The sequence below is a fragment of the Shewanella sp. c952 genome, from assembly GCF_019654975.1.
In the GTDB taxonomy this organism is placed as follows: Bacteria; Pseudomonadota; Gammaproteobacteria; order Enterobacterales; family Shewanellaceae; genus Shewanella.
On the sequence record NZ_BPEW01000003.1, the window covers coordinates 177,662 to 204,000 of the forward strand.

The window sequence follows — 26,339 nt, forward strand, 5'->3', positions numbered from 1 at the left end:
CAACTAGTATGCCCTTAACGAGGCAAGTCTATGATGTTTCACCCGAAGCTTAACCCTACTTCGGGTGTTTTTAATTACTGCAGCTATATAAAAATATCGCTAATAATTATTAACGATCCAAACCATGATCGATCGCGTAGCGCACCAAGCCTGCCGTACTGTCTATCATCAGTTTCTGCTTAATATTACGCTTGTGGGTCTCAACCGTTCGCACACTCACATCCATCTCCTGTGCAATACGTTTATTGTTCATCCCCAGCGATATCAACCTTAGCACCAACTGCTCCCGCTGAGTCACTAGGACTTGCTTGCCACTGGCAAGCTCCTGCGACAAAGTATCGATGACATCGGCACTGAAATAGCGCTTACCAGCGGCGACTTTTTTTATGGCCTCAATCAGTTCTTTACCGGGCACATCTTTGAGAATATAACCATCGGCACCGTAGCGCATGGTCGCCATGATATATTCTTTGTTGTCATGCATACTCAACATCACCACTTTGCATGACATCTCCTGCTCTTTAATTAGCTCAAGCAGGTACATGCCATCCATTTGTGGCATATTAATATCCGTCAACACCAGATCAACCGGCATTTTGTTGAGGATTTCCAATGCCTGCTGGCCATTGTCGGCTTCGGCTAATACCTCAATATCGCTGTCTAGGCTTAGACGATAACGCAGCCCTTCACGAAACAAGGGATGATCGTCCACCAGAAGTACACGGATCATAGCAGTCCTCCAGTGGCACTATCGGCTCGATAACGTAACTCGCTTTGAGGAATACGGGCCACCAGCTTCACTCCTTTTCCAATTGTTGAATCTACCTTGAGTTCACCATTATAGAATTTCACTCTTTCGTTCATATTCCTTAAGCCTATTCCTTCAAACGGAGTCGATTTTCTCTCAAAACACTCATAGTTAAATCCTTTACCATCATCGTGGATCTCCAAGGTCAGCCATCCTGGAGTCAGTGCCAGTGAAATCAACACATTCTTCGCCTCCGAATGTCGCTCAATGTTGGTCAGCGACTCTTGTACAATCCGATAAAGCGCACAGCTAAGTTCAGTCGACAATATTTTACGGACTGATAATCGCTGCACTTTAACCTCAATACCAGTGCGCAGGGTAAATTCTCTACCCAACTCAATTAACGCTGCGCCGAGTCCATAGTCCTCGAGAATGGCCGGATGTAACTGATGCGATATATTACGAATTTCAAGCATAATCTGCCGCGTCAATGTTATCGACTTTTCCAGTTCCTTGGCAGAATCGTCGCCATATTCCTGTTTTAATTGCGCCGTTTCCATGGAAAAGAGCGCCGCTGCGATGGTTTGACTCACCCCATCATGCAGTTCTCTGGAAACGCGTTTACACTCCTCTTCCTGAGTTTGGTAAATCCGTTCGTTGAGTGTTCTAAGCTTAGCATTTGCGAGACGTTTCTCACCAACACGCATAAAAATACCGCCGATAAACACTGCACTTACCGCTAAAGTACCTATCGTCAGCGTCATTAGCGAAGTGTAACGAATATGACTACTGATAGAGGTGCTCAATAATGCCGCTTCTTCATTAATATCATCAATATAAACGCCTGTACCAAACATCCATTGCCACTGGCCTAACACTTCGGCATAGGCCATTTTCTGTCCCAGCTGACCATCATTAGAAGGCTGATTGAATAAGTAGGTGAGATAGCCGCCGCCTTTCCTAGCGCCTGAGATTAACTCTTGAATAAAGTGAACCCCGTTGTCATCGGCCAAGTCTAGCCAGTTTTTACCTACACGCCATTCTTGGTCGGGCAACACCAGACTTTTACCATTAAGATCATATGCAAAGAAGTAACCATTTTTTCCAAAACGCATCTCGGCCAGCATAGATTTAACTTCTTGCTCAACATCTTGTTTATCATCGTTGTTATTTTTATGGAGGTGCTTAATAGCGACATTGGCAATCGCCAAATAATTTTTCAGTTCTTCTTTGCGGTGATCGATAATACTCTGCCGGTATACGTCAACCACTTGCTGAGAGAGTTCCCGATACTGCATTTGAGTCACAAACAACACCAGCATCAGAGATAAAATGAGTGGAAGTACGGTGATAAGCTGTAACTTATGATTAATGTTCATCGCTGATTAATACTCCGCTATATTAGGGATAGCCCCCATAAACCGGATAATGTTAACAGTTAATCAACGCAAAAATCACAGTAAATATCCACCAGTATCGGAGCCAGATCAAAGGAAAGGCAGATAACTTATCTTGAGAATCATACTGCAAGCGACCAAATCTATCATCAACATTGGAATATGTGATTGGATTCATTAGCAAACGCAAAGCAAATGCCGCTTTACGCTTACAACCAATGATTACGTTCAGTTTTAACCGTTATTTTAGTGTCATTTGCCAACTATTTGATTGTACTTTGGCTGTCAGTGTTAACACTGTTCGTGGTTAATCGTTACAAAGTTGATCTATATCATGTCGCTAACCAGCAAAAACCACCGCGACAGAACAACAACATCATCATTAATGATTGAACCGTAAGCAATTGTATTTAAATGGATAAATGTATGTTAAATGATTTTCAAGCTGAATAACCGCTAATCTTGGCGTGAATAAATTGCCTTATCTACGTGTAAACCCTTAGTTGTATTAGGTGCAAACACCGATAAAAAAATCCCCTATAAAGCCATACCATTAGTTGGAAATAGACAGCTCGGTTTGTCATACACCAGACCTCGCGGTTTGCTTTAAGCGAACAGCAGTAACCAACGAGTCAACCGATCCACTATTAGCTTGTAAATACTCTAAATAACTCTAAATACAAAAAAGGTAATAAGAGGCCCTCATGAACTTTATCCAACTACTCGCGAGTCTAACGCCGGTGATCAGCGTAATGCTATTTTTAGTATTGCTGAAAATGCCCGCATCACGGGCAATGCCCATTTCAGCAGTTCTAACTGGCCTTGCCGCCGTGTTTGTCTGGCAAATGGATACCACCTTCCTAGCAGCGTCCGTAGTTGAAGGCTTGCTTGCAGCACTGACACCTTTAAGCATTATCTTTGGTGCAGTATTCCTGCTTAATACACTGAAGTATTCAGGCGCGATGGATACCATTCGTGCAGGTTTCACCAATATCAGTGCCGATGCCCGTGTACAGGTCATCATTATCTGTTGGTTATTTGGCTCATTCATTGAAGGTAGTGCAGGCTTTGGTACACCTGCAGCCATCGGTGCGCCTTTACTGGTGTTATTGGGGATCCCTCCAATTGCCGCAGCAGTTGTAGCCTTGATTGCGGACTCTGCCTCAGTATCGTTCGGTGCAATTGGCCTACCCGTGTTATTTGGTATGGAGCAGGGCTTAACTTCTGGCGGCGTTAATATGGCTGCGGAACAGATTGCTCAACATGGTGGCAGCTTTGCCGACTATGCCCAGTTTATTGCCATGCACATGATCACCATCGACCTAGTGACAGGTACGCTCATCCCGCTTGTCATGGTGTCTCTATTGACTGGCTTTTTCGGTCGTAATAAGTCATTTGCCGAAGGTTTTGCCATTTGGAAGTTTGCGCTTTTTGCCGGATTCGCATTTACGGTTCCAGCTTGGATCATTAATTTCGTTGCTGGTCCTGAGTTCCCGTCGGTTATCGGTGCGCTTATAGGTATGGCAATTGTTATTCCCGTGGCCAAGAAAGGCATTATGCTGCCTAAAACACCGTGGAACGATTTTGCTGAAAATGACGGTCAGAAAGAAGCTAAAGTGGCTTCTACTGCTAAGTTCTCGCAAATTGCAGCATGGACTCCTTACATCATCATGGCCGCTTTGTTAGTGCTATCGCGCGTTATTGCCCCGCTAAAATCATGGTTACTGAGCTTTAACATCAAATGGACCGGCCTGCTAGGCACAGAGCTTGGAGCTGGATTCAAGACCCTGTATGCACCCGGCGCCTTTTTCGTCGCAGTGTGTATCTTAGGTTTCTTCCTGTTCAAAATGAATAAAAAAGCCATCAAGGAATCAATCACAGTATCGTGCAGCTCTATGATCCCGACCATTATTTCACTAGGCGCTTCTGTGCCTATGGTAAAGATCTTTTTGAACTCGGGAACCAACAGTTCTGGACTAGCTTCTATGCCGGTTGCACTTGCAGATACCTTGGCTAGCAGCATGGGGGCAGTATGGTCTTGGGTTGCCCCTATTGTGGGTATTTTCGGAGCCTTCCTCTCTGGCAGCGCCACGTTCTCTAACATGATGTTCTCAGGCTTGCAGTACAGCGTAGCCGACAGCATTGGCATGAACCAAGCAATGGTACTGGCACTTCAAGGCATTGGCGCCAACGCCGGTAACATGATGTGTGTGATGAACGTTGTTGCCGCTGCGACCGTTGTTGGTATGGCAGGAAGAGAATCAGAAATTATTCGTAAAACTATGCCGGTAGCCTTGGCCTACGCCATGACCGCGGGCACTATCGCCTTCCTTTGGGGTGGCTTCTAGACCGTGATACCCGATCAATCAGAGCCGTATATTTCGGCTCTGATTGAGCTTAATAATAATGAGCAAAGAGATATGTCCATGTCGATAAATTATAAAGCTGTAATTAGTGATTTACGCAAGCAATTAGGTGAAAAGCCTGTCACAGATGAGTATGTTCGTCGCTTCGCTTGGTCAACCGATGCTAGCTACTTTAGAATTGTTCCCGAAGTTGTTGTTCATGCCGAAGACATGGAACAAGTAAAGCGTACTCTAGTCGTTGCCCGCGAGCATAATGCACCAGTAACTTTCCGCGCAGCAGGCACCAGCTTGGCCGGCCAAGCCTTAGGTGAAGGAATATTACTTATCTTGGGCCATGATGGCTTTAGAAAGATTGAAGTGAGCGAAGACGCTAGACAGATCACCCTTGGTTCTGCCGTCATAGGTTCCGACGCTAACGCAGTATTAGCGCCGCTTAACCGTAAAATTGGTCCCGATCCAGCCACCATTGCCTCAGCCATGATCGGTGGTATTGTGGCTAACAACGCCTCTGGAATGTGCTGCGGCACCGCACAAAACAGCTACCAGACCATCGCTTCGACCAAGTTACTATTCGCCGATGGCACAGAGCTTGACACCGGTTGTAAAAAATCTAAAGTCGCTTTTGCCAAATCTCATGGACAAATGCTTGAGCAAGTGCACGAGTTGGCACATAAAACTCGTCACAATTTAGCACTGTCTGAAAAAATTCGTAAGAAATTCTCCATCAAAAACACCACTGGTTACGGCATCAATGCCCTAGTCGATTTTAGCGATCCGTTTGATATCATCAATCACCTAATGGTCGGTATGGAAGGCACATTGGCCTTCATCAATGAAGTCACCTATCACACAGTCAATGAAGCCAAATTTAAGGCGTCAGCGCTAGCCGTGTTCCACAATATGGAAGACGCATCTCGCGCCATTCCGCTCATCAATGGCGAAAGTGTCGCTGCAGCAGAGCTACTTGACTGGCCATCAATTAAAGCCGTTACCGGTAAACCGGGTATGCCAGATTGGCTATCGGAACTGCCACCGCTATCGGCTATCCTATTGATTGAATCTCGTGCCGATGACGCCGATACCTTAGATAGCTACACCAAAGATGTCATCGCCAAGCTGCAAGGGTTTGATTTTCTGCGTCCGATTAGCTTTACCGACGATGCAGCTGTGTATGGCGAATACTGGGCAATGCGTAAAGGCTTATTCCCTATCGTAGCGGGAGAGCGCCCTAAAGGTACCTCAGTTATTATCGAAGATGTGGCATTCGAGCTTGAACACTTAGCTGGCGCAGCCCATGACATTACCGCATTAATGCACAAATTTGGCTACCCTGAAGGTTGCATCTATGGTCATGCATTAGCCGGTAACTTCCACTTCATCATCACGCCGACCTTCTCTACCAAGGATGATATCGCGAATTTCCATGCCTTTATGGATGAAATCGCCGATATGGTGATCAATAAGTACGACGGCTCAATGAAAGCCGAACACGGTACAGGCCGCGCCGTCGCACCTTATGTTGAGATGGAGTGGGGTCAAGATGCTTATGAGCTAATGAAAAGTATCAAACAACTGTTTGATCCTCAGGGCATATTAAACCCAGGGGTTATCTTAAACGATGATCCTAAAATCCACGTTAAAAACATCAAACCTTGCCCAGTGGTCGATGACTTTGTTGATAAATGTTTAGAGTGTGGTTTCTGTGAAAAGACCTGCCCCACATCGGCACTCAACCTGACTCCTCGTCAACGTATTGCAACTTTGCGGGAAATTGCTCGTTTGGAGCAAATTGGCGATCACCTTGCGGCCGATAGCATGCGCGCCGCTGCGAAGTACGATGTTATCGACACTTGCGCCGCTTGTCAGCTGTGTACTATTGCCTGTCCTGTCGATAATAAAATGGGCCAGCTTGTACGTAAATTAAGAACCCCAACCATCAGTAGCGGTCAGCAAAAGTTTCTTGATTTTCAGGCCAATAACTTTGGCGCCGTCAATGGTGTGATCAGTGCTGGTTTTGATATGCTGGGTGTGATCCATAAAATCACCGGCAACGGTATCACCGGAACTATGATGAAAGCAGGCCGACTGCTCAGCAGCGAAGTGCCTTATTGGAACCCTTCTTTCCCTAAAGGCGGCAAGCTACCTAAAGTATCAACGCCAATTCCGGGTCAGGAAACCGTGGTTTACTTCCCTGCGTGTGGCGGACGTACTTTCGGACCGACACCTGTCGATACCGATAAGCGACCACTGCCAGAAGTTGTAGTCACACTGCTGGAGCGTGCTGGCTATAACGTGATAACACCACCTAAGACCCGCGATCTGTGCTGTGGTCAAATGTGGGAGTCAAAGGGAGACTTTAAAAATGCCGATGCAAAACGCCTTGAACTGATCCAAGCAGTGTCAGCAATGACACAAGGTGGAAAGTTACCCGTTATCGTTGATGCATTGTCATGTACTAAGCGCACGTTAGCGGGTGATCCAACACTAACTGAAAAAGTAGAGATAGTGGATCTGGTTCAGTTTATGCACGATAAATTATTGCCAAAGCTGACCATTAAGAAGAAATCTCATACAGCGTTGCACCTTGGCTGCAGTGCAAGGACCATGAAAGTTGAACCTATAATGACCGCGATTGCCGATGCTTGTTGTAATCAAGTCATTCGTCCTGCTGGTATCGAATGTTGTGGTTACGCAGGTGAGAAAGGTCTTTATAAACCAGAGATCAACGCCAGTGCGTTGCGCAATATTAAGAAGCTTATCCCTGTTGATGTCAGTGAGGGTTATTACGCTAACCGTATGTGTGAAGTGGGTCTAACTGAACATAGTGGCATCCCTTACCGCCATTTAGCTTATCTGCTCGAAGAGTGCAGCCGTGGCTAAGCACCATTAAAAATAGCGACAAAAAAGGGGCTAATTCAGCCCCTTTTTTATGCCTAGAAAAGCCAACCGCTAGTAATTAATCGTGTATTCCACTGCTAAACGACGACCGTAACCTGAGAACTGGTTACGATATACTTCCCAAACCACCTCTTTGTTCATTTGCGACACTAACGGCTGATAATCTTCATTCAATAGATTATCGATACCAAAAGTAAATAAACCGAAATCTGTATCAAAGGTGCTGACAAGATCAACTAAGGTGTAACCGTCATAGGGGGATTCATAGTAACTATAGCCAGCTTCACTTTCTGGGCTATTTTTATCCCTATCGCCGACATAATTAGCTTGTAAACGCAGCGCTGCAATATCGTTGAAGCGGTAATCACCATAGATAGAAGCTTTAATCGGGGTAATTCGAGTGCCGTTCATCCAGTAATCGACATTCGTTTCGCTGTTTGTGCGCTTTCCTTCGGACATTGATACCGAAGTACCAAGCTTGAATGCGGCGTTAACTTGATAGTCAAGCGTCGCTTCAAAGCCCCAGATCTCTTCATCAGCCACTACCACTGCGGCCACTCGTTTAGTCACCTCAGCCTCGACGTTGTAGTCATAGGCATAACCGTCGGTAATGTCTGAGTAGAAGAAAGACAAACTCCCCTGCAAACTTTCACCAGAGTAACGCAATCCAGTTTCATAGTAATTGGTCTGGGTAGCAGGAATCGCATCAGAGAACTCTGTAACGCTATCGACAGGCATATCACGTAGCATACGCATATCGGCATGGGAGTAGCCTTGAGAGAAGCTAGCAAAAATGTCGGTACTTTCGGCAATATTGTACACTAGCCCCAAATTAACCAACGGCTTATCGTACTTTAAGGTGTCACCTTGTTTAGCTGTTAATTGGCCTTTTCTGTATCGCTGATAGTCAGGCACTTCAATTTCAAAGTTCTCGTACCGTAAACCAACCTGTAACGTTAAATCGTCAGTAATTTGGTTCCAATATTGTGCAAATGGGCTCAGTTTCGTCTCGGTTAAGTCACATATTGAGCAGACATACTGCGCTTGTGTTTGGGCGGTGCCAGCAACATCAGTCCCAGTGATTACATCGCGTTCTCTGCCCTGCTCCGTATTATCTTTGCCATATTCAAAACCATAGGCAATACGACTTCTCTCATTGATACTCCACTGCATAGCCGCTTTAAAACCACTGCGTTTGGATACAATTTCAGATCCAGACTCATAACCCACATTCACTTTGCTGTAGTAAGTCGACACATTCAGTTGCTGGCCGAGAAAATCGTCCTGATCGTACGTTAGCTGTACAGTGCTGAGTTTAGTCGTTGGATTAGGACCGTCGTAGGGGCTGTCTTTGTCGATTGCCACTAAACCATTTTCATCATTGACACTGCGCTTATAATGCAATTTATTTTCAATGTTGTAGTGATGCGCAAGTAAAGCTAAACGGCTATCATCGAATTCTTGTTCTAGTTTGAATAACACGTCGTACTCATCTGCATCACCCATGCCGCCCTGACTATTGGGCGCACCAGGTAATTGGTTGCCGTCTGCGTCATACAGGTTGCCACGATCTTTGGCTGATAAGTTGAGCAGCATGCCCAAATCTGAATCTGTAGTGCCTGAAAAGCTTTGTGAAATGCTATAACCGGCATCGGACAACTCATCGGTAAAAGCTTCCACTCCAACACGAGTTTGCATTTCAAAATCTAGCGTTGGCTTTTTGGTAATAACATTAATAATTGCGCCGGCCTCACCGTTACCGTACATGGCGCTAGCACCTTTAATCACTTCAATACTCTCAATCACATCAACAGATATGGATTGCAGATCGCGTCCACCCGCTCGCAGCGTGGTTGAAATTAGCACACCATCAATCATCACTATCGCTTTACCACCACGAAAGTTCTGACCGAACGTCGACATGGTTTCGGTACTAGGTGAAAAGCCAGGGACTAAGTTTGAGATCATCTCAGAAAGGTTTCGTGCTACCACGCGCTGCAGATCGAGATCAGCTTCCGACACGATAAAAACTGAATTTGGGGTATCGCTAAGTTTTTGCGCGAATGGTGAAGCCGTTACCAATATCCGCTCCATCCCTTCTGCTTCTTGCGTAGCTAATGTATTTTCTTTTGCTTGAGTAGATGCTGCTGCCAACGAACTCAATACTGCCAATCCTAAAATACTTAATTTCACTAGTCTGTCCATACGTTAATGAGAACGACTATTATTTACATGTGAATAATAAAAGCAATGTGGTTACTTAAAATTTACAAATGTATGATTGACTGAGTAAACACTAGAATGGGCGAAAAGCAGTTAATACACAGCCTAGAACGGATTAATGCACTTGAGCAATAAAGGTCGAGTTTTACAAACTCAACAAACCAACCTTGCCGATGAAAGAATGCGCTTATATATTAAACATTTTGACTGATATTACAGAAATATCGCTACGAGATGCTGTTTTAAGAGATCAAAGCTCAACTTTATAAAAAATGACAAAATAGCGAAATAAATCAAAAGCTGATGTATTTCGCTTTAAAACCCTCTAAGTCTGAATGATTACTCTAAAACATCGCTATTTTCACTATAGGCTGGCGCGTTTTCGATACAAGATGCAATATCGAGTAACACTTTCTTCAACCGCTAACTCTTGTCAACATAGGCGCCTTTCCGCCATTATTGCCACCTATAGAACAACAAAATCTCAACACAAAAGTCTAAAACAACAATAACAGGACATATTGATGCGCACTTTGCTTCCAGTCTGTGCACTTGCTCTACTCAGTGCTTGTAGCCAACATACGACAGATGTTGTTACACCAGAGAAAGTCACCTTTGATGAATCTCGATTTCGCTTAGATATTAAAACCCTTGCGTCAGATGAATTTGAAGGCCGCGCCCCTACAACTAAGGGCGAACAACTAACATTGGATTACCTTAGTAAAGCTTTTGCTGAGATGGGCTTAGATAAGCCAAATGGTAAAGATTACCTACAAGCCGTACCTATGGTGACCTATACCGCTTCAGAACAGCAATCTATTCAGCTAGGTGACATGCAATTACAACATCGTCAAGATGTGGTGATTGGTAGTCGTCATGATGTGAGTAAAGTTGATATTGCTAATGCACCGCTAGTGTTTGTCGGATACGGCATCAACGCACCCGAGTATCAGTGGAACGATTACCAAGATCTCGACATGAGCGGAAAAATAGCGGTAATACTGGTGAACGATCCCGGCTTCGCTCTACCTGAATCAGGAAAGTTTAATGGCAAAGCAATGACCTATTACGGTCGCTGGAGCTACAAGTTTGAAGAAGCGAGTCGTCAAGGTGCCCTAGGCGCAATCATCATTCACGATACCGAACCGGCTTCGTACCCTTGGTCTGTTGTCGAGAACAGCTGGACCGGTGCCCAGCAAGATCTTGTTCGTAGTAAAGATGAGCAAGCGAAATGGATAGAAGTTGAAGGTTGGATGACTCTTGATGTAGCCACTAAGCTCTTTGATAAAGCAGGTCTGTCACTAAGCACCATATCTGACCGCGCAGCAAGCAGTGCGATTAACATTCCACTGAATCAAACGGCTTCCATTGCATTCGAAAATAAAGCGCAATATGCCAATAGTTATAACGTAATTGCGACCCTACCTGGAGAGAGTCGCAGTGATGAGCACATTCTCTTCACCGCCCACTGGGATCATATTGGTCTAGATCCAAGTAAGGATGGCGATCAGATCTATAACGGCGCACTTGATAACGCATCAGGTACTGCTGGTATTTTAGAAATCGCTCGCCAATTTGCCAAGCAAGCTAAAAATGGCAATCCCCTTGCCCGTTCTGTCACCTTTGTTGCAACGACAGGAGAGGAACAAGGCTTACTCGGCTCGCGTTTCTATGCATCTAACCCAATATATCCATTAGACAAAACTGTGGCAGTATTCAATTTGGATAGTACCAATATTTATGGCCGTACCACCGACTACACGATTGTGGGTAAAGGTAAGTCGGAACTAGAAAATTACTTAATCGCCGCAGTCGAGTCTCAAAACCGTACCGCCAAGAGTGAGAAGTACCCCGAATCAGGCGGCTTTTTCCGTTCAGATCATTTTAGTTTCGCTAAATACGGTGTACCCGCAGTATTTGCAGGAGGCGGAAGCATCCCCGTTGATCAAGCGACTGCTGAATATAAAGCAATGATGAAACAACAGATGAAAGGGTGTTACCACAGCGTATGTGATGAATATCGAGAAAATTGGGACCTAAGCGGAGCGTTAGAAGACCTAGCTGTCTACTATGATGCCGCAACGGCATTGGGTAATAATAGTGACTGGCCGGGTTATTTCAGCGGCACTGAATTTCACTCATTAAGACCCGCCAAAACCGATAACAACTAAGCTCGCTTTCGTACACAAATAAAAAACGCTCGAAGTTATTTCGGGCGTTTTTATTTTCTTATGCCAACGAATAATGATTTTATGTGAAAAATGTCACTTAATTCACTTAAAACTGCATTCTCTATGATTACTGATACTGCGTTGCCGTTTATCCATTAACAGCTGGACTTCAACACCAACAAATGAACATATACCAATAAAACCTACAATAATTTATTGCATTCTCATTTTTAAAGTTAAAATAATGACAATTAACCGACAAAAAACCCTAAAAAACTAGCAAATCACCAATTACCGATTTGATAGTGACGAGTTTCAGTGGCAGAGTAATACTCAATTGAGATTAAGACTGACATTTTTTGGAGTGACCTATGTGTTCAATTTTCGCTATTTTAGATATTCAATCAGACTCGACGCCATTGCGCCAAGTCGCACTCGAAATGTCAAAACTACTACGTCATCGCGGACCGGATTGGTCTGGGATCTATAGCAGTGACAAAGCTATTCTTGCTCACGAACGTTTAGCGATTGTTGATATTGAACACGGCGCTCAGCCATTGCTTAGCCAAGATGAAACTATCGTCTTAGCCGTTAACGGTGAGATCTATAACCACAAAGAGCTTAAAGCTGAACTCGGTGACAAATACAGCTACCAAACAAACTCAGATTGCGAAGTTATCTTAGCGCTCTATCAAGAATATGGCACTGAGTTCTTAGATAAGCTCAACGGCATTTTTGCCTTTGTGTTATATGACAAAGCAAAAGACACCTATTTAATCGGTCGCGATCACATGGGGATCATCCCGCTTTATACCGGCAGAGATGCTGAAGGTAACTTCTATATCTCTTCTGAAATGAAAGCACTGATGCCGGTCTGTAAAACTGTTGATACCTTTACTCCGGGTCACTATCTATCAAGTAAAGTCGGTGAACTAACTCATTATTATCAGCGTGACTGGCGTGAGTTTGCTGCAGTTCAAAGCAACCCAGCCAGCAGTGAAGAGGTGCGTGATGCACTGGAAGCTGCCGTTAAACGTCAGTTGATGTCTGATGTTCCTTATGGCGTACTACTTTCTGGTGGCTTAGATTCATCAGTTATTTCTGCAATCACCCAAACATTTGCTAAACGACGGATTGAAGATGACGGTGAAACCAGTGCTTGGTGGCCACAACTGCACTCTTTTGCTGTCGGCCTTGAAGGCGCACCGGATCTAATTGCAGCGAAAAAGGTTGCCGATGCAATCGGTACCATTCATCACGAAATCACCTTTACCTTTCAAGATGGCATCGATGCTATTAAAGATGTGATCTACCACCTCGAAACATACGATGTCACCACGATTCGTGCTGCAACGCCTATGTATTTAATGGCGCGAAAAATTAAAGCCATGGGTATTAAAATGGTGTTATCTGGCGAAGGTGCTGATGAGCTATTTGGTGGTTACTTATACTTCCACAAAGCACCCAATGCACAAGCGTTCCATGAAGAGTTAGTACGTAAACTAGATAAGTTACACCTGTTTGATTGCTTACGTGCCAACAAAGCCATGGCGGCTTGGGGACTTGAAGCACGTGTGCCCTTCTTGGATAAAGAGTTTATGGATGTGGCTATGCGCACCAACCCTGAAGCTAAAATGTCAAAAGATGGCAAAATTGAAAAGCACATCCTTCGAGAAGCCTTTGAGCATAAATTGCCGAAAGAAGTGGCTTGGCGTCAGAAAGAGCAATTTAGTGATGGTGTGGGCTACTCATGGATTGATGGACTAAAAGATCATGCCGCGGTTAAAGTTGATGATCTGCAGTTGGCTAACGCTAAGTTCAGATTCCCATACAACACGCCAGAGACTAAAGAAGGTTATTTCTATCGCACTTTCTTTGAAGAACTATTCCCGCTTGCGAGCGCTGCAGAAACGGTACCAGGTGGTAAATCTGTTGCCTGCTCAACCCCAGAGGCACTCGCTTGGGATGAAAGCTTACAAGGTATTATTGACCCGTCAGGCCGTGCAGTACAGTCTGTCCACGACAGCGCTTATTAATACCAACTAGAGAAAGTCGATCAAACAGCATCAAAAAAGCCACTCCCTAAGAGTGGCTTTTATATATCAAGAGTTTATAACGGTTCAGTTGATCATCTTAATATAATGCTGCTTATTAATATCGACTATTTCCATCGTTACGCTACTCACAGAATTGGTGATGAGTGAAATAGCCTCAAATACTCGCTCAAGTAGCAGCGCTTTTTGCTCATCTGTTCGACCTGGCATAATGGCCGTATGAATGTGCACAAAGGTATTTTCTTGATCTTCACCGACTCGAAAGTGTTCAACCCCATGGGCGCGGGTTTTCACCGCTTGCGGCTCAAATAATTGCGAGTCAATCAAGGCTTGATGTGTCGCCTCGACCAATGCTTCGACTGATATAACGTGCTTTAATGGTTTCGCATATTCAATAACACAATGTGGCATATCCAGCCCTTCTTCTTTTAGTTATATCGCGTTGGCTACTCAGACCAAATCGCATATTCATTGCCATTAGGATCTAAAAAGTGAAACCTTCTTCCACCTGGGAATTCAAATACTGGCTTACTGATAGTACCACCAGCATCGGTGACCTTCTGCAAGGAATTGGCTAGCTCATTTGAATAAATGACCAACAAAGGAGAGCCCTTTGTTAACGTAAAATCTTGTTCGGATAGATAGAATCCGCCGGTTATTCCAGCGTTTAGAAAACAACTATACTCAGGCCCATAATCGACAAACTCCCAACCGAACACTTGGCCGAAAAAATCTTTTGTCGATTGAATATTCTTAACAGGCATTTCCAAATAATTTATTGTGTGGTGTAGGCTCATCCATTGCTCCCAGTATCTAAAAATACTTTTGTGGTATAAAACCATAGCACGTTCCGTATGCTCTCTGTAAATTTTACCCATAAAAAAGGGAGCCTTAGCTCCCTTTAAAATCTATAACAAGTACAGCAATTAGCCTTGAACCAACGCAGCGACTAAACCGATTAAGCCACCAAAAATTCCGCCCCAAACGACTAACCAACCTAAATGCTTCTTGATCATATCCTGCACTATCTCTTTGACCAGTTGCGGTGTTAATTCATTTAATCGCTGGTTAACAATATCCTCAATCTTCACTCGCATATCATCGATGACATTGCTTTGTTCGAGCTCTGCTTTAAGTAACTCGTAAAATTGATCGGACTGAGATATCTCACTGAGCGATGTTTTCATTTTTTCCATAAACGGCTCACGCAACGGTTCAATCGCATCGGTACCGCCAAACATCGATAACATGCCACCCAGTGAGGACTGTGAAACAGTGCTGACTAAAGCGTCAAATGCAGGTGACAGATCTAACTTCTCGATCACGGGTTGCAGATCGATATGCTGCTCTGCATTTCCTTGCTGCGATAGAAATCGTTCAATATTCTCTTCGGTAAAAAACTGCTTCATCATCAGATGAGCAATCCCTTCTTTAAACTCTTCAAAGCGAGATGGCACCACACCAGAACCATAGAGACCAGGCACTTTTTCAAACAGCATATGAATAGCGAGCCAGTTAGTGACCGCACCCGACAGAGCAAATAAACCAACAGTTAGAAGAATTGGCTGCGCTAGTAGGTAGCCGGCTAATACTGCGAGCGCAGCAATCAAATTGGTAACAACACTTTTATTCAAGCTAATTCCCCGTAAGCATGATCGAAAACGGGCTATGTTACCTCCAGGCAAACTCACTAGGCAATAGAATTATGCTTTTGCCGCCAAAACTGCTACTGAGATAACAAAGGAGAAATACCTTTAGCTAGCTAGATCTCTTTATCAATTTAATAGCCTAACAATTCAATATAAGCACCTCCAATATGCCTACAACCTTCAACACGTTAGGCTCCCTTTTAACGATGCAAACCATTTTAGTGAGCCAAATGCTGTGCGATATTGGCTCTTGTTGCAAGGTTAGAAGCTACACTTGTTTGAGCAATTCCTATCAAGGAAATCCAATGAAGCCCACCTCTGTCAATTCAGGTTCATTAAGCTGGCATGAGTTAACAGCCAGCAGCAGTAAAGAGGCCATGGCCTTTTACAGCCAAGTGTTTGGCTGGAAATTCAAAACCATTGTTGTAGCCCACGCGCCCTACCATATAATTATTAACGACGGCATTGATATTGGTGGTATTGCACAAAGTCCAGCACCAGCCATGCCAAGTAATTGGACTGGATACATCACGGTAGAAAACGTTGACGCCATTGCCGAAAAGGCTCATGAACTGGGCGCGACGATTCTATTTGGTCCAGAAGATATTGTTGGCATTGGCCGTTTTTGCTGGCTAAAAGACCCCCAAGGAGCGATTATCGCAGCAATTAGTTACCTTGCCCTATAAGCGGTGTTAACCGCGTTTTACTGAACGAAGATCTTTATATTCAAATGGCAACACATGAATTTTTGAATACTCAAATCCATCCAAAAACGCTTGTTGCTGAGCTTTAACAACCGCTTCAGGTTCACCACAAAGAAACACTCTATTATGCCGAGTGACTGGGTGCTCACTCGCTGCAAGCTCAAAGGGTTGGATTTGTTGGCAACGTAAACCCGATAAATCAACTTGAGTCGCTGCGGTAATACAAGCCCGATAGTGGACGTTTTTATGGGCTAGCATTAACGACAAACATCGCTTTTGCAGATAAAGCTCTTCAACTGTTCGGGCACCGTGATAGAGATATATTTCGGCTTGATGTGACATAGCCAAAGCCTGTTCAACAATTCCCATTGCAGCGCCAATACCGGCCCCGTGACCAATCAAAATAAGCTTATCTTGTTGATACTCAGCCTTATAAACACATTGACCTAAAGGCCCTTGAATAAGCAGTTGTTCTCCATTACTGGCAGTATTAAATAACCAACCACTAAATTGGCCATTGTACTTTCGAGTAACATGCAGCTCAATGACATTGCCATCGACGTTAGCGACCGCATAACTGCGCGTCAGACCGTCATAGCGTCTAAGGTTGATATATTGCCCAGCAAGACAATTGAGGTTTTCAGAAACTTTCACCACGACTTTCATCATATTGTCAGTCATGAATATCCGCTCAACTAATTGAGCAGACACAAACAGGTCTTGCTCAAGCACCGTTTTCAGCTTAAGCCCTTCAGCAGGAATACACTGGCATGCGCACAGATAATGGTTCGCCTTGAGGCGAGCGCTTAAGCCTCGCTGGGACCCCGTGGACAGCTCCCCCCCGACATGTTGCAACAAACACGTTTTACAAGCTCCTTTCTTACAGGAGTAGTTGAGTGAATTGCCACTGCGAATAAGGGCCTCAAGTACCGATTCATTTTCATCGGAATCAAAAGCTTGACCATCTAAAAAGAAAGTTGTCATGGGCTAACGTTGTTTCTCAATTAATAATAAAAAATAATATGATCTCAAGCGCATTTCTATAATAATGTAGCTAAAATTATAGGAGTCTATTTTTGCTTTGTAACGCTTTTGTAACCACCAAAGAGTTCTAGCCCTTGGGTTACGGGCTAGCAAAAATGAAGTACTCATTCATTAAAGAAGAAGTAAGGTCAGTATGACTATCGTCCCAAAATCACTTGTTGGATTTAGAGATAAATTTCGCCAACTACCTCGCTACCTGCGTCTACTCACGTTCGCTGCTACACTGTACCTTGTGTTTACCGCAATTTTAGGATTACTAATCCCCTATATTGCAGTGAAACAAATACCACAACAACTGTCGAATGTGCTGCAACGCCCTGTGATCTTGAATGATGTTCGAATCAACCCCTTTACCTTAAAAGTGGCTATTGACCAATTTCAAATTCAGGAAAGTAAGACTACCCTAAACAGCGACGAATTTGTTGGATTTGAACAACTTACTTTTGAATATCGCTTTTGGCACTCTATTTTTAATACCGCTTTTAGTATTGCGGATGTGACATTGTTAAACCCTTCACTGAATGTTGAAAGACTCAAAACCGATGACTCATTAACTTTCAATTTTAGCGATATATTAGACACTCTGGCAAAAAATAGCAGCCCTGCAGAGGAAACACCTGAAGCTGCAACAGCTCTGCCTCACTTTATGGTTGAGAATTTGGCGATTGTTGATGCAGATCTTAGCTTTATCGATAACATTACCGAAGGCAAGTTACGCTACCCCCAAGTAAACCTGAATATTAAGTCATTTGACTCACAAAATGCACTATCAGTGTCGATGCAAAGCAAACAGGGAGTGCAAAGCAACCACTATGCTATCCATCTTGTGGGTAATAATGGTGGAGAGATTGCGACTCAAGGTATTGTGCAACTCGAACCACTTTCTATTGTGGGTGATATTCAATTGACCGATATTCAACTGCCACAGTTTTGGTCTTTTGTTGATAAGCAATTTATTGCCAATCTAGCCTCTGGCAGATTAAGTGTCGACAGCCAGTATCGCCTAGAAGAGATGAGTGACCATTTTCAAGTCACCACCAATGAAGGCTTAATCAAGTTCGAAGATCTTACGCTGATAGATGACAAGACGACGGTTGCCAGCTTACCTATCTTTGCTATTGAAGGGATAGAGTTTGATCTGCATCAGCAATCCGTTAGTGCCGCCAAAATCCGAACTCAGGGCTTAGTTGTCAACACCATCCTCAATCAAAAAGGCAGTAACCTCGAAAAGCTATTTGAGCCAAAATTGGCGGCGACTCCCGAACCTAAGCAACAACAAAACGACGTTATTGCTAAAGCTGATAAGGAGGCACAAAGCTTACCTTGGACCGCGGTACTAAACGCTGTCGACATCGAAAACTACCAAGTGAACCTAACTGAAAATATTCTCACCCAAGGGACACTTTGGCAGATAAGTGACCTTAAATTACACACAGATAAAATCAATGCTGACCTATCCAGCCCCATTGATTACCAACTGTCGCTTGATATAAATCAGCAAGGTACCTTATCCGCAGATGGCAGCATTGATATTAAACAGCAAAATGTGTTGAGCCAATTACAGCTATCAAATCTTGGTTTAAATCAATTCCAAGATTACCTTAGCCCATACATCAATATCGATTTAAAGCAGGGGTTATTGTCAACAAAAGGCAGTTTAGAACTCAACAACGAGGCAGATCAACTTAGCTATAACGGCGCGTTGAATATTAGCGATTTGCTTGTAAAAGACACAGTGCAAAAGAAGACATTATTAAAATGGAAAAATGTCGATATTAATGCCATTGGTTTCGATAAAGCCGCCAATAGCGTTGAAATAGACCACATAGTGCTAAAGCAGCCTTACGGGCGTATCATTATTGCTGAAGATAAAAGCACCAACTTTGGCGAGCTCGTGGTAACCCCTACAACCTCAGAGTTAAGCCAATCGTCAGAGCAAAATGCACAAACTGCCACGAGCGTAAAAGTCGCCAAGCCAACCACGCGTAACACTGATAAAGTCGCTGCCACAGCAATGGCTATTAGCATCAATAAGATCAGCATTAACGATGGTTCGACCTTCTTCGCCGATAATTCATTAACGCCTAACTTTGCAGCCAGCATTGAGCAGCTTAATGGTCAAGTCACTAAACTTTCGTCTTCGAGTCAACAAGCGGCATCAGTAGACATCAAAGGGAAAATCGATCGTTACGCACCGGTGACGCTGAAAGGTGATATCAACCCACTACTGGAGCAGCCATTTTTAGACTTAGCCCTCGGCTTTAAGCATGTCGAACTCACCTCAGTAAACCCTTATTCAGGAACTTACGCGGGTTATTACATCGATAAAGGTCAATTATCGCTAGATTTAAACTACCGTCTTGAGAACAATCAATTGGTCGGTGATAACCATTTAGTGGTTGATCAACTCGAACTAGGTAAACCCAGTGACAGCAGCTTAGCCACCACATTGCCAGTGACATTAGCAATTGCCCTATTACAAGACCGTCATGGAGTGATTGATCTCGGTCTACAGGTTTCAGGCGACTTAGATGAGCCTAGCTTTAGTTTTGGTAGTATTGTGATGACCGCCTTTACCAATGTCATCACCAAAGCCGTAACGGCGCCGTTCTCGCTATTGGCAGGTTTGTTAGGCGCTGACGATGATGAACTCGATAAAGTCAACTTCGACGCCGGCAGCAATGAACTGAATGACCAAGCTAAAGAGACTTTAGGTCAACTCGCCAAAGGCTTAGCTGATCGACCAATGCTTAAACTCAATGTTGAGGGCGCGGTCAATGTTGCCGACGACAACCGCGCCTTATCTGAAGTACAACTCGCGCAGAAATTAGCGCAGCTTGCTCAACTTGAAATAGAGCAACTGCCAACCGATTTAAGTGCCAGCACATACCCAACAACAGGTGCGCTATCGGATGCGTTAAAGTTACTGTATGAAACTGAACTCGCCAGCCCTGCAGTTGATGTTAAAACTGCTATTGAAGCAGAGCACCAAGGTGATAATGCGCTAACAGATGAACAGCTGACGACTCGCTGGCATATTGCATTGTATAATTTCAGCCTAAGCGCGCAGCGGATCTCTGATGATGCGCTTGGAGACCTCGCTCAGCAACGGGCAAGTGCAGTTAAGACTTTCTTAGCCGACAGTAAGACTGTCGCACCAGAAAGAGTATTTTTACTCGATAGTCGAGTTAACTTAAACACTGGCGCCAGTCAGGCGTTACTGACGTTGACCGCCAATTAGTGCCGTTTGCAACAAGCTAATCCCCATATTCGCCAACGAGTAACAGCTGATTGAGTCGTACACCTAAGGCACCTAGTAAGGTGCCTTTTTATTTTATACCAATATAGTTCATTTAAAGGTTATAAAATAATCATAAATTTAAGCGTACAAATGTTTATTTGCTTGGTTCACAAAGGTAGTATTTAAAGCCAAGGACAATACTTTTAATGGAATAGCGATGAACTTAGCTTTTATAAGCCAACCCACATCACCGAATGCACTGCGTGCTATCAGCGCTTTGCTAACCGCGGTCGCCAAAGAAAAACCAAACGTCGGTTACATCGCCTCTCAACCGGATCCTAATCGTGAGTACTTTGCTCAAACACAGCAGCTTTATCAGTCTCTTAATGCACAGATGAGTGTCTATTTAGAGCTTGAATCAGGCTTTAACCATGAGGCGTTTAATGCACTATTAAACTGTGATGTTATTCACTTATCCGGTGGAGATACTCAGCGTTTTTTGCGTTCAGTAAAGCAACGAGAACTCAACACAGTATTAAAGTCATTTGTTGAAGATGGTGGTGCAATCGTTGGCGTCAGTGCTGGGGCCATGCTGTTAACCCCATCCATAGCCAGTGCCGCACTTTGCGGCGATATGATAACTGATGAAGAGGCTGCACTGCGTGCCATCAGCTTGGTCAATTTTCAATTTGTGCCCCATGTTACAGAGGAGCAGTTAAATCAAATTCATTTTAAGCAGCAACTAAGAGAGCTAAAAAGCCCCTGCTATTTGTGTTCAGACAATGACGCTGTGCTGCAAATGGGTAAAGAGTTGGTACTCTATGGCACTCCAACTCTGTATAAAAATCCCGCTAAGTAAACGATTTCTAATCAAAGCTGTTAACGCCGCAATGCATAGGGTAAAATCTTCGCGAATCAAAACACATTAAGGGTAGTAAATGTTTGTTATTCGTTGGGTACTAGGTCGGATCATTTTGTTTTTTAACTTTATTTTTTCTCCAAAAAAGCTTAAGCGTCCTATCGCTGAACAGCAAAAGATAGATGATGCCACAAAAAATATGACCATCTATGAATACAAAGCCTGTCCGTTTTGTGTAAAGGTACGCCGCTCATTACGTCGCCAAGGGCTCAACATTGTGACTCTTGATGCAAAGCAAGAACCCCATAAAAATACCCTTCTGACTGAAGGTGGTAAGCTACAAGTTCCTTGTTTAAAAATTGAAGATGCAGGCCAAGCGACTTGGATGTATGAATCATCTGAAATCATCGGTTTCTTAGATAAGAAGTTTGCTTAAACGTAAAGCATTAAGTCAGTCCCACAAAAAAGGTAGCCTATGAGCTACCTTTTTTATTGCTAAACTCTTGCGATCAAACCTTTATATAGGCTGGTATTCGGCCTTAAGTCGTCACTTCAGCTTCATCATAAGCTCGCACTGCGCTTTTTAACTCAGAAAGTTCTGAACTACAGAGATAGCGCTTTAGCGCATTAAACTTATCCTCAGACCAATCATAGATCTTCAAAGCTAACAGCTCAGAAATGGTACTCTCCTCAAAACGATACTTAACTAACTTTGCCGGGCTGCCTGCAACCACACTGTAGGGAGCGACATCTTTTGTCACCACACTGTTTGCGGCAATAATAGCCCCTTCACCGATTGTCACTCCTGGCATTATCATCGCTCGCATACCGAGCCAGCAGCCATCATGGATATGAGTATCACCCTTACCCACATAAGCCTCATCAATAAAATCCATAAAGGGATAAAGGCAGAACCAGTCAGCTCTATGGGTATGGTTGCCTCCCATTAAGATGATGACTTCAGCGCCTATACACACATAATTACCGATTGATAGCTTGTCGATATGCCATCGAGGCTCCCACTGACGGCTCACTTCATCGCCATGTAAATAACGTACCACTGAATTCTCGAAGCCATTATCCCAGCAATCGCTGTAGTAACTGTAACTGCCCTTGATGGTAATATTTTTATTGCTAACCACTTCATTCAGCAATTGATATTTAGACCAATGTTTATTTTTCATAAAACGCTCTATAGTTGGAGTCAAGAATCTAACTGCCTATTCAAAAATCTAAAAAAGCTGACAGTAACTCTGCACTCTTTTCATGTACAAAAGCTGTCACCGCAAACAAAAGTCGCTAAACCTCAACAGCTTGAATACTCTCTAATAAATAGTAACTACTTGTTAAACAACTTTTTGATAAGTAGGTTAACAATAATAAGGAAAGGTCCAACAGCCGCAAGCGCATAGATGGAGAGAGTCCTATAGTAGCCTTGCGGGCTCGTATCTATATGGTAGATATGGCTGTGTTTACCGCGAATAACTCCCGTCAAGTAAGCGTCAATTAGCACAAATGATGCATAAACAATAATCATAAAGAATAGAAACATAATCATCCATTCAACCTGACTCTCTTCATTGTCATTAATTGGTTCTGGCTTAGGTTCAGCGTCCGGATTTTGCTTTCTGTACGCGATCTCTTGCATTAACGCACTATATCGCTGCGGATAACGCTGTTTATTGATGTTTTCTTCAACATCATATAATTCAGCTAGCGTACATTGCTTATAATCAGGATCCATAAAGCACTTTTCGATTTAAATTATTTGCAGAGATGAGCTCTTTTCCCATGTTTCCAAAGAAAGTGACCGACCAGGGAATACAATTTTCGAAAAAGGCCACTGTTTTTGGAGCCAGTTTAAGACTGCTTGGTACAGTGTTGATTCCAGCTCAAGACTATCGTCTCTGATCCAGAAATATACAACACAATCATATTGAGGTAATTGACTTGGATCGATATAAATGGAGCCTAAACACCTATTTTTTGCACTGTTGAATACTGAGTAAGCAAATGCAACGCGTGATTCAAACTCTTGTTTATGAATACGTAAACTTTCAGTATTTTCATCCAGCGTCATATCACTTTTAGGCCACATATATCGCGTTCCAAACATGCCTTGCAAGCTCAAATGGCTGGACATTACGGCTTCGTAATCTAACGCTGAAATCGTATCTTCGAGCACGCAAAAATGAAAGTGCTGACAATCAAACGTTATCGGTACTTCAAAATCTTGGGGGATAAATAAGGCTGGCACAGTCAACATCGTCCATATGAGTGTAATGCCCCATTAACGGACGGCATATTCTAAAAGTGATAAAGCACTAAACTATTGCTTAACGATAAGTATTTTAACAAGAAATGTCATTAATTGAATAGAGATGCAAGCATGGGAACGTTATCGGCAGTTTTTTACTCATTTTCAATGAAACGCAACACAAAGCACAGCGGACTGTGCTCTGTGCATTCTTCTAGTCTGCTTTGTTAATCATACCCTTAAGCACAATATCGTGATAGCTGACTAACCCCACAATTTTCCCTTGCTCAACCACAGGGGCCTTAGTGATACCGAAGCGATCAAATAAACGGGCGCAATACCTCACATCCATATTGCCATCGACTGACAGAACAGGTTTTACCATGATCTCGTAGATGTTGACCCGCTCTGGGGCTTTATCTTTTGCCAATACTTTTTTCGCTATATCACTCATGAGCACCATGCCGTACTCATCATCGTCATGACGTTTGTTAACGAACAATACATTGACCTTATGCGATACCGCTTGCTCTATTGCCTCTGCAACCGTTTGAAGCCCATCTACCATGGCATATTCTTGGCACATTACATCATGATTTCTGACTGGATTTTGCTTGCTCATATCTGATCCTCTATATCATGGCTCAACTGTTGGACTTGGTGCGCAACACCAACAGCATCTTCAACATCAATTTGAATGGCGATCCCCTTTCCTGAATCACTATCAAATTCGCCCACTTCACTAACGGTTTCCAAAATAGCGCGGCTTAGGTGCTCTTCAACCAGTAATAGTACGACATCACGTTGAATATCAAGCGATAGACCCATAAAGGTCTTCTGTTTTTTCAGCCCCTCACCGCGTGCATGGTTAATAACCGTCGCGCCGGTTGCGCCCTTGCTTCGAGCAGCATTGAGGATAGAGTCTGTGCATGCATCATCTATAAAAACAATTATGAGTTTAAAGCGCATTATTCCGCTCCTTTTGAGTTCTATTTTTAAATTCGACCAGTTGGGCATAACCCATCACAGTGATCATTGGAAATAAGCTTGCAAAAGCAATCAAGCCAAAACCATCAATCAAGGGGTTACGACCATCAACATTGGTGGCAAGGCCTAAGCCTAGCGCTGCAACTAATGGCACAGTCACTGTCGAGGTTGTTACCCCGCCAGAGTCATAAGCTAAGGGCACAATCATTTTTGGGGCATAAAACGTCTGAATAACCACAATCACATAGCCAGCCATAATGTAGTAATGGATCGGATCGCCTACCACAATACGAAAGCAACCGAGTGAAATCCCAAAAGCAACCCCAATCGCTACCGAGATCCGCAATCCTTGAATGCCAATGCTGCCACCGGAAACTTCATTGGCCTTAATCGCCACCGCAATGAGAGAGGGTTCAGCTATCGTGGTGCTAAATCCAATTGCCGCAGCGAAGATATATACCCAATAGTAATCTTGCCATGCATTAACCGTGATTGACGGGTCGTCAGCATGGATAAACGCCGGGGAAGTCAGTTGCTCCGCCATCGCCTCGCCAATCGGAAACAGTGCTAGCTCAAGCCCAACCAAAAAGAAGCTTAGCCCCAAGATGACATAGACAAAACCTGCAGCAACTCGACGCCAATTGGCTACGGGCCGCTTTAATACTCCAAGTTGAAAACCAAACAAAATCGCCGCAATAGGGATCACATCTCGCGCTGTCAGCATCAAGGTTTCTAGTACTTTGCTTAGCATCTCCATTACAGCACCACCATTCCGTAAATAAGCACAAAGATCATCGGCATCAAACTCGCGAATGCGATTAAACCAAAGCCGTCTAACATAGGGTTTCTGCCTTTAATCACGCTGGCTAAACCTACGCCTAATGCCGTGACTAAAGGTACAGTAATGGTGGATGTGGTCACGCCACCAGAGTCATAGGCGATACCGATGATATTCTCTGGCGCAAATGAGGTCAGCACCATCACTAAAACATAGCCACCAATAATAATGTAATGGATAGGCCAGCCTTTTAGAATTCTGACCACACCGAGCAAAATAGCCAACCCGACAGACAAAGCGACGGTTAACCTTAGCCCCATTGCATAACTGTCCATAGCGGCTTCACTGTTAACGATTGCCCCAGCATCGGCGGCAACTTCGGCAGCTTCATTGGCGACCGCGGTTAACGCCGGTTCTGCCAGCGTAGTGCCAAAACCTAATGAAAACGAGAAAATGACTAGCCAAAAGACACTGCCCTTTCTTGCTAATGCTTGTGCAAGAGATTCGCCAATGGGGAACAAACCCATCTCCAAACCAAATACAAAGAAAGTAAGGCCGACCACAATGAATATAAGGCCAATAAGGATAGAAAAAAGATTATCTGGGGCTTGATGCAAGACAAATATTTCAAAAAAGCTAACCACTAAAATAATAGGGATTAGATCTTTAAAGCTATTTAACATCGCTTTTAACAACTGAATAATTGAAGCCATACACACTCCTTTGGGGCTACTGTTCCAGTCTGCCAAAACTGTTAAAAATCACAACAAGCGATTAACACTTTTATCCACATCTGTGACTTAAGTCATAGAGTTATAAGGTGCTGACCTAAATACATTATCGTTAAAATGCGCTAGGGAGGACTTAACACCCTGTTTGCACTTTGCTCCTTCAGACTTAAGCGAAATAAAATCACCACCATAAAGTGACTTCCGCTAATAGAGTCGATAGGCTGTTAGCAGT

General features: G+C 43.7%; 22 protein-coding genes. 8 read left to right on the top strand and 14 right to left on the bottom strand.

Features of this window, described 5'->3' with window-relative positions; genetic code table 11:
• Positions 1-109: 109 nt before the first annotated feature.
• Together K5R16_RS03885 and K5R16_RS03890 are read right to left on the bottom strand one after the other, a co-directional pair.
• Positions 110-730: a response regulator transcription factor gene (locus K5R16_RS03885; protein WP_220736228.1), complete on the bottom strand. Its 621-nt coding sequence runs from the start codon at positions 728-730 to the stop codon at positions 110-112.
• Complete coding sequence (locus K5R16_RS03890) at positions 727-2,127, bottom strand: cache domain-containing protein (RefSeq protein ID WP_220736229.1); 1,401 nt, start codon at positions 2,125-2,127, stop codon at positions 727-729. Before K5R16_RS03890 ends, K5R16_RS03885 begins: the two co-directional genes overlap by 4 nt.
• Positions 2,128-2,849: 722 nt before the next feature.
• Between K5R16_RS03890 and K5R16_RS03895 the strand changes: the two genes are divergently transcribed.
• Both K5R16_RS03895 and K5R16_RS03900 read left to right on the top strand, forming a co-directional pair.
• Positions 2,850-4,493 (top strand): L-lactate permease, encoded by a 1,644-nt coding sequence (locus tag K5R16_RS03895; protein WP_220736230.1) that lies wholly within the window; start codon positions 2,850-2,852, stop codon positions 4,491-4,493.
• A gap of 78 nt (positions 4,494-4,571) precedes the next feature.
• On the top strand, positions 4,572-7,391 hold the full coding sequence (locus K5R16_RS03900; protein ID WP_220736231.1) for an FAD-binding and (Fe-S)-binding domain-containing protein: 2,820 nt from the start codon (positions 4,572-4,574) through the stop codon (positions 7,389-7,391).
• Between the two features lie 69 nt (positions 7,392-7,460).
• Here the strand turns inward: K5R16_RS03900 and K5R16_RS03905 are convergent, their stop codons facing one another.
• A complete protein-coding gene (locus K5R16_RS03905; RefSeq protein ID WP_220736232.1) occupies positions 7,461-9,602 on the bottom strand; it encodes a TonB-dependent receptor in 2,142 nt (713 codons plus the stop codon).
• Between the two features lie 554 nt (positions 9,603-10,156).
• Between K5R16_RS03905 and K5R16_RS03910 the strand changes: the two genes are divergently transcribed.
• Entirely contained in the window at positions 10,157-11,803 is a 1,647-nt protein-coding gene (locus K5R16_RS03910; protein ID WP_220736233.1) for a M28 family metallopeptidase, read from the top strand.
• 371 nt (positions 11,804-12,174) lie between these two features.
• Positions 12,175-13,839, top strand: a complete 1,665-nt coding sequence (gene asnB, locus K5R16_RS03915) for an asparagine synthase B (protein ID WP_220736234.1) — start codon at positions 12,175-12,177, stop codon at positions 13,837-13,839.
• A gap of 84 nt (positions 13,840-13,923) precedes the next feature.
• Here the strand turns inward: asnB and K5R16_RS03920 are convergent, their stop codons facing one another.
• The 3 genes from K5R16_RS03920 to K5R16_RS03930 form a co-directional block, all read right to left on the bottom strand.
• Positions 13,924-14,268: a 5-carboxymethyl-2-hydroxymuconate Delta-isomerase gene (locus K5R16_RS03920; protein ID WP_220736235.1), complete on the bottom strand. Its 345-nt coding sequence runs from the start codon at positions 14,266-14,268 to the stop codon at positions 13,924-13,926.
• A 35-nt stretch (positions 14,269-14,303) separates the two neighbouring features.
• Positions 14,304-14,654 (bottom strand): VOC family protein, encoded by a 351-nt coding sequence (locus K5R16_RS03925; protein WP_220736236.1) that lies wholly within the window; start codon positions 14,652-14,654, stop codon positions 14,304-14,306.
• A gap of 129 nt (positions 14,655-14,783) precedes the next feature.
• On the bottom strand, positions 14,784-15,491 hold the full coding sequence (locus tag K5R16_RS03930) for a DUF445 family protein (protein ID WP_220736237.1): 708 nt from the start codon (positions 15,489-15,491) through the stop codon (positions 14,784-14,786).
• A gap of 320 nt (positions 15,492-15,811) precedes the next feature.
• On the opposite strand from K5R16_RS03930, the gene K5R16_RS03935 reads away from it, so the two are divergent.
• A complete protein-coding gene (locus tag K5R16_RS03935) occupies positions 15,812-16,192 on the top strand; it encodes a VOC family protein (RefSeq protein ID WP_220736238.1) in 381 nt (126 codons plus the stop codon).
• A 6-nt stretch (positions 16,193-16,198) separates the two neighbouring features.
• Here the strand turns inward: K5R16_RS03935 and K5R16_RS03940 are convergent, their stop codons facing one another.
• Positions 16,199-17,194, bottom strand: a complete 996-nt coding sequence (locus K5R16_RS03940; RefSeq protein ID WP_220736239.1) for a 2Fe-2S iron-sulfur cluster-binding protein — start codon at positions 17,192-17,194, stop codon at positions 16,199-16,201.
• A gap of 193 nt (positions 17,195-17,387) precedes the next feature.
• Here K5R16_RS03940 and K5R16_RS03945 point away from each other — a divergent pair, with 193 nt between their 5' ends.
• From K5R16_RS03945 to K5R16_RS03955, 3 genes are all read left to right on the top strand, one after another.
• On the top strand, positions 17,388-20,495 hold the full coding sequence (locus K5R16_RS03945) for a DUF748 domain-containing protein (protein ID WP_220736240.1): 3,108 nt from the start codon (positions 17,388-17,390) through the stop codon (positions 20,493-20,495).
• Between the two features lie 217 nt (positions 20,496-20,712).
• Positions 20,713-21,354, top strand: a complete 642-nt coding sequence (locus K5R16_RS03950) for a Type 1 glutamine amidotransferase-like domain-containing protein (RefSeq protein WP_220736241.1) — start codon at positions 20,713-20,715, stop codon at positions 21,352-21,354.
• A gap of 79 nt (positions 21,355-21,433) precedes the next feature.
• Positions 21,434-21,790, top strand: a complete 357-nt coding sequence (locus K5R16_RS03955; RefSeq protein ID WP_220736242.1) for a glutathione S-transferase N-terminal domain-containing protein — start codon at positions 21,434-21,436, stop codon at positions 21,788-21,790.
• A gap of 103 nt (positions 21,791-21,893) precedes the next feature.
• Here K5R16_RS03955 and K5R16_RS03960 read toward each other — a convergent pair whose 3' ends face one another.
• From K5R16_RS03960 to K5R16_RS03990, 7 genes are all read right to left on the bottom strand, one after another.
• Positions 21,894-22,538: a CatB-related O-acetyltransferase gene (locus K5R16_RS03960; RefSeq protein ID WP_220736243.1), complete on the bottom strand. Its 645-nt coding sequence runs from the start codon at positions 22,536-22,538 to the stop codon at positions 21,894-21,896.
• Between the two features lie 155 nt (positions 22,539-22,693).
• Positions 22,694-23,098, bottom strand: a complete 405-nt coding sequence (locus K5R16_RS03965) for a hypothetical protein (RefSeq protein ID WP_220736244.1) — start codon at positions 23,096-23,098, stop codon at positions 22,694-22,696.
• Positions 23,099-23,113: 15 nt separating this feature from the next.
• Complete coding sequence (locus tag K5R16_RS03970; RefSeq protein ID WP_220736245.1) at positions 23,114-23,611, bottom strand: hypothetical protein; 498 nt, start codon at positions 23,609-23,611, stop codon at positions 23,114-23,116.
• A 214-nt stretch (positions 23,612-23,825) separates the two neighbouring features.
• A complete protein-coding gene (locus tag K5R16_RS03975) occupies positions 23,826-24,233 on the bottom strand; it encodes a CBS domain-containing protein (RefSeq protein WP_220736246.1) in 408 nt (135 codons plus the stop codon).
• On the bottom strand, positions 24,230-24,580 hold the full coding sequence (locus K5R16_RS03980) for a P-II family nitrogen regulator (RefSeq protein WP_220736247.1): 351 nt from the start codon (positions 24,578-24,580) through the stop codon (positions 24,230-24,232). The genes K5R16_RS03975 and K5R16_RS03980 overlap by 4 nt, the downstream gene beginning before the upstream one ends.
• Entirely contained in the window at positions 24,570-25,355 is a 786-nt protein-coding gene (locus tag K5R16_RS03985) for a DUF1538 domain-containing protein (protein WP_220736248.1), read from the bottom strand. The genes K5R16_RS03980 and K5R16_RS03985 overlap by 11 nt, the downstream gene beginning before the upstream one ends.
• Positions 25,355-26,089, bottom strand: a complete 735-nt coding sequence (locus K5R16_RS03990) for a DUF1538 domain-containing protein (RefSeq protein WP_220736249.1) — start codon at positions 26,087-26,089, stop codon at positions 25,355-25,357. The genes K5R16_RS03985 and K5R16_RS03990 overlap by 1 nt, the downstream gene beginning before the upstream one ends.
• Between the last annotated feature and the right edge of the window lie 250 nt (positions 26,090-26,339).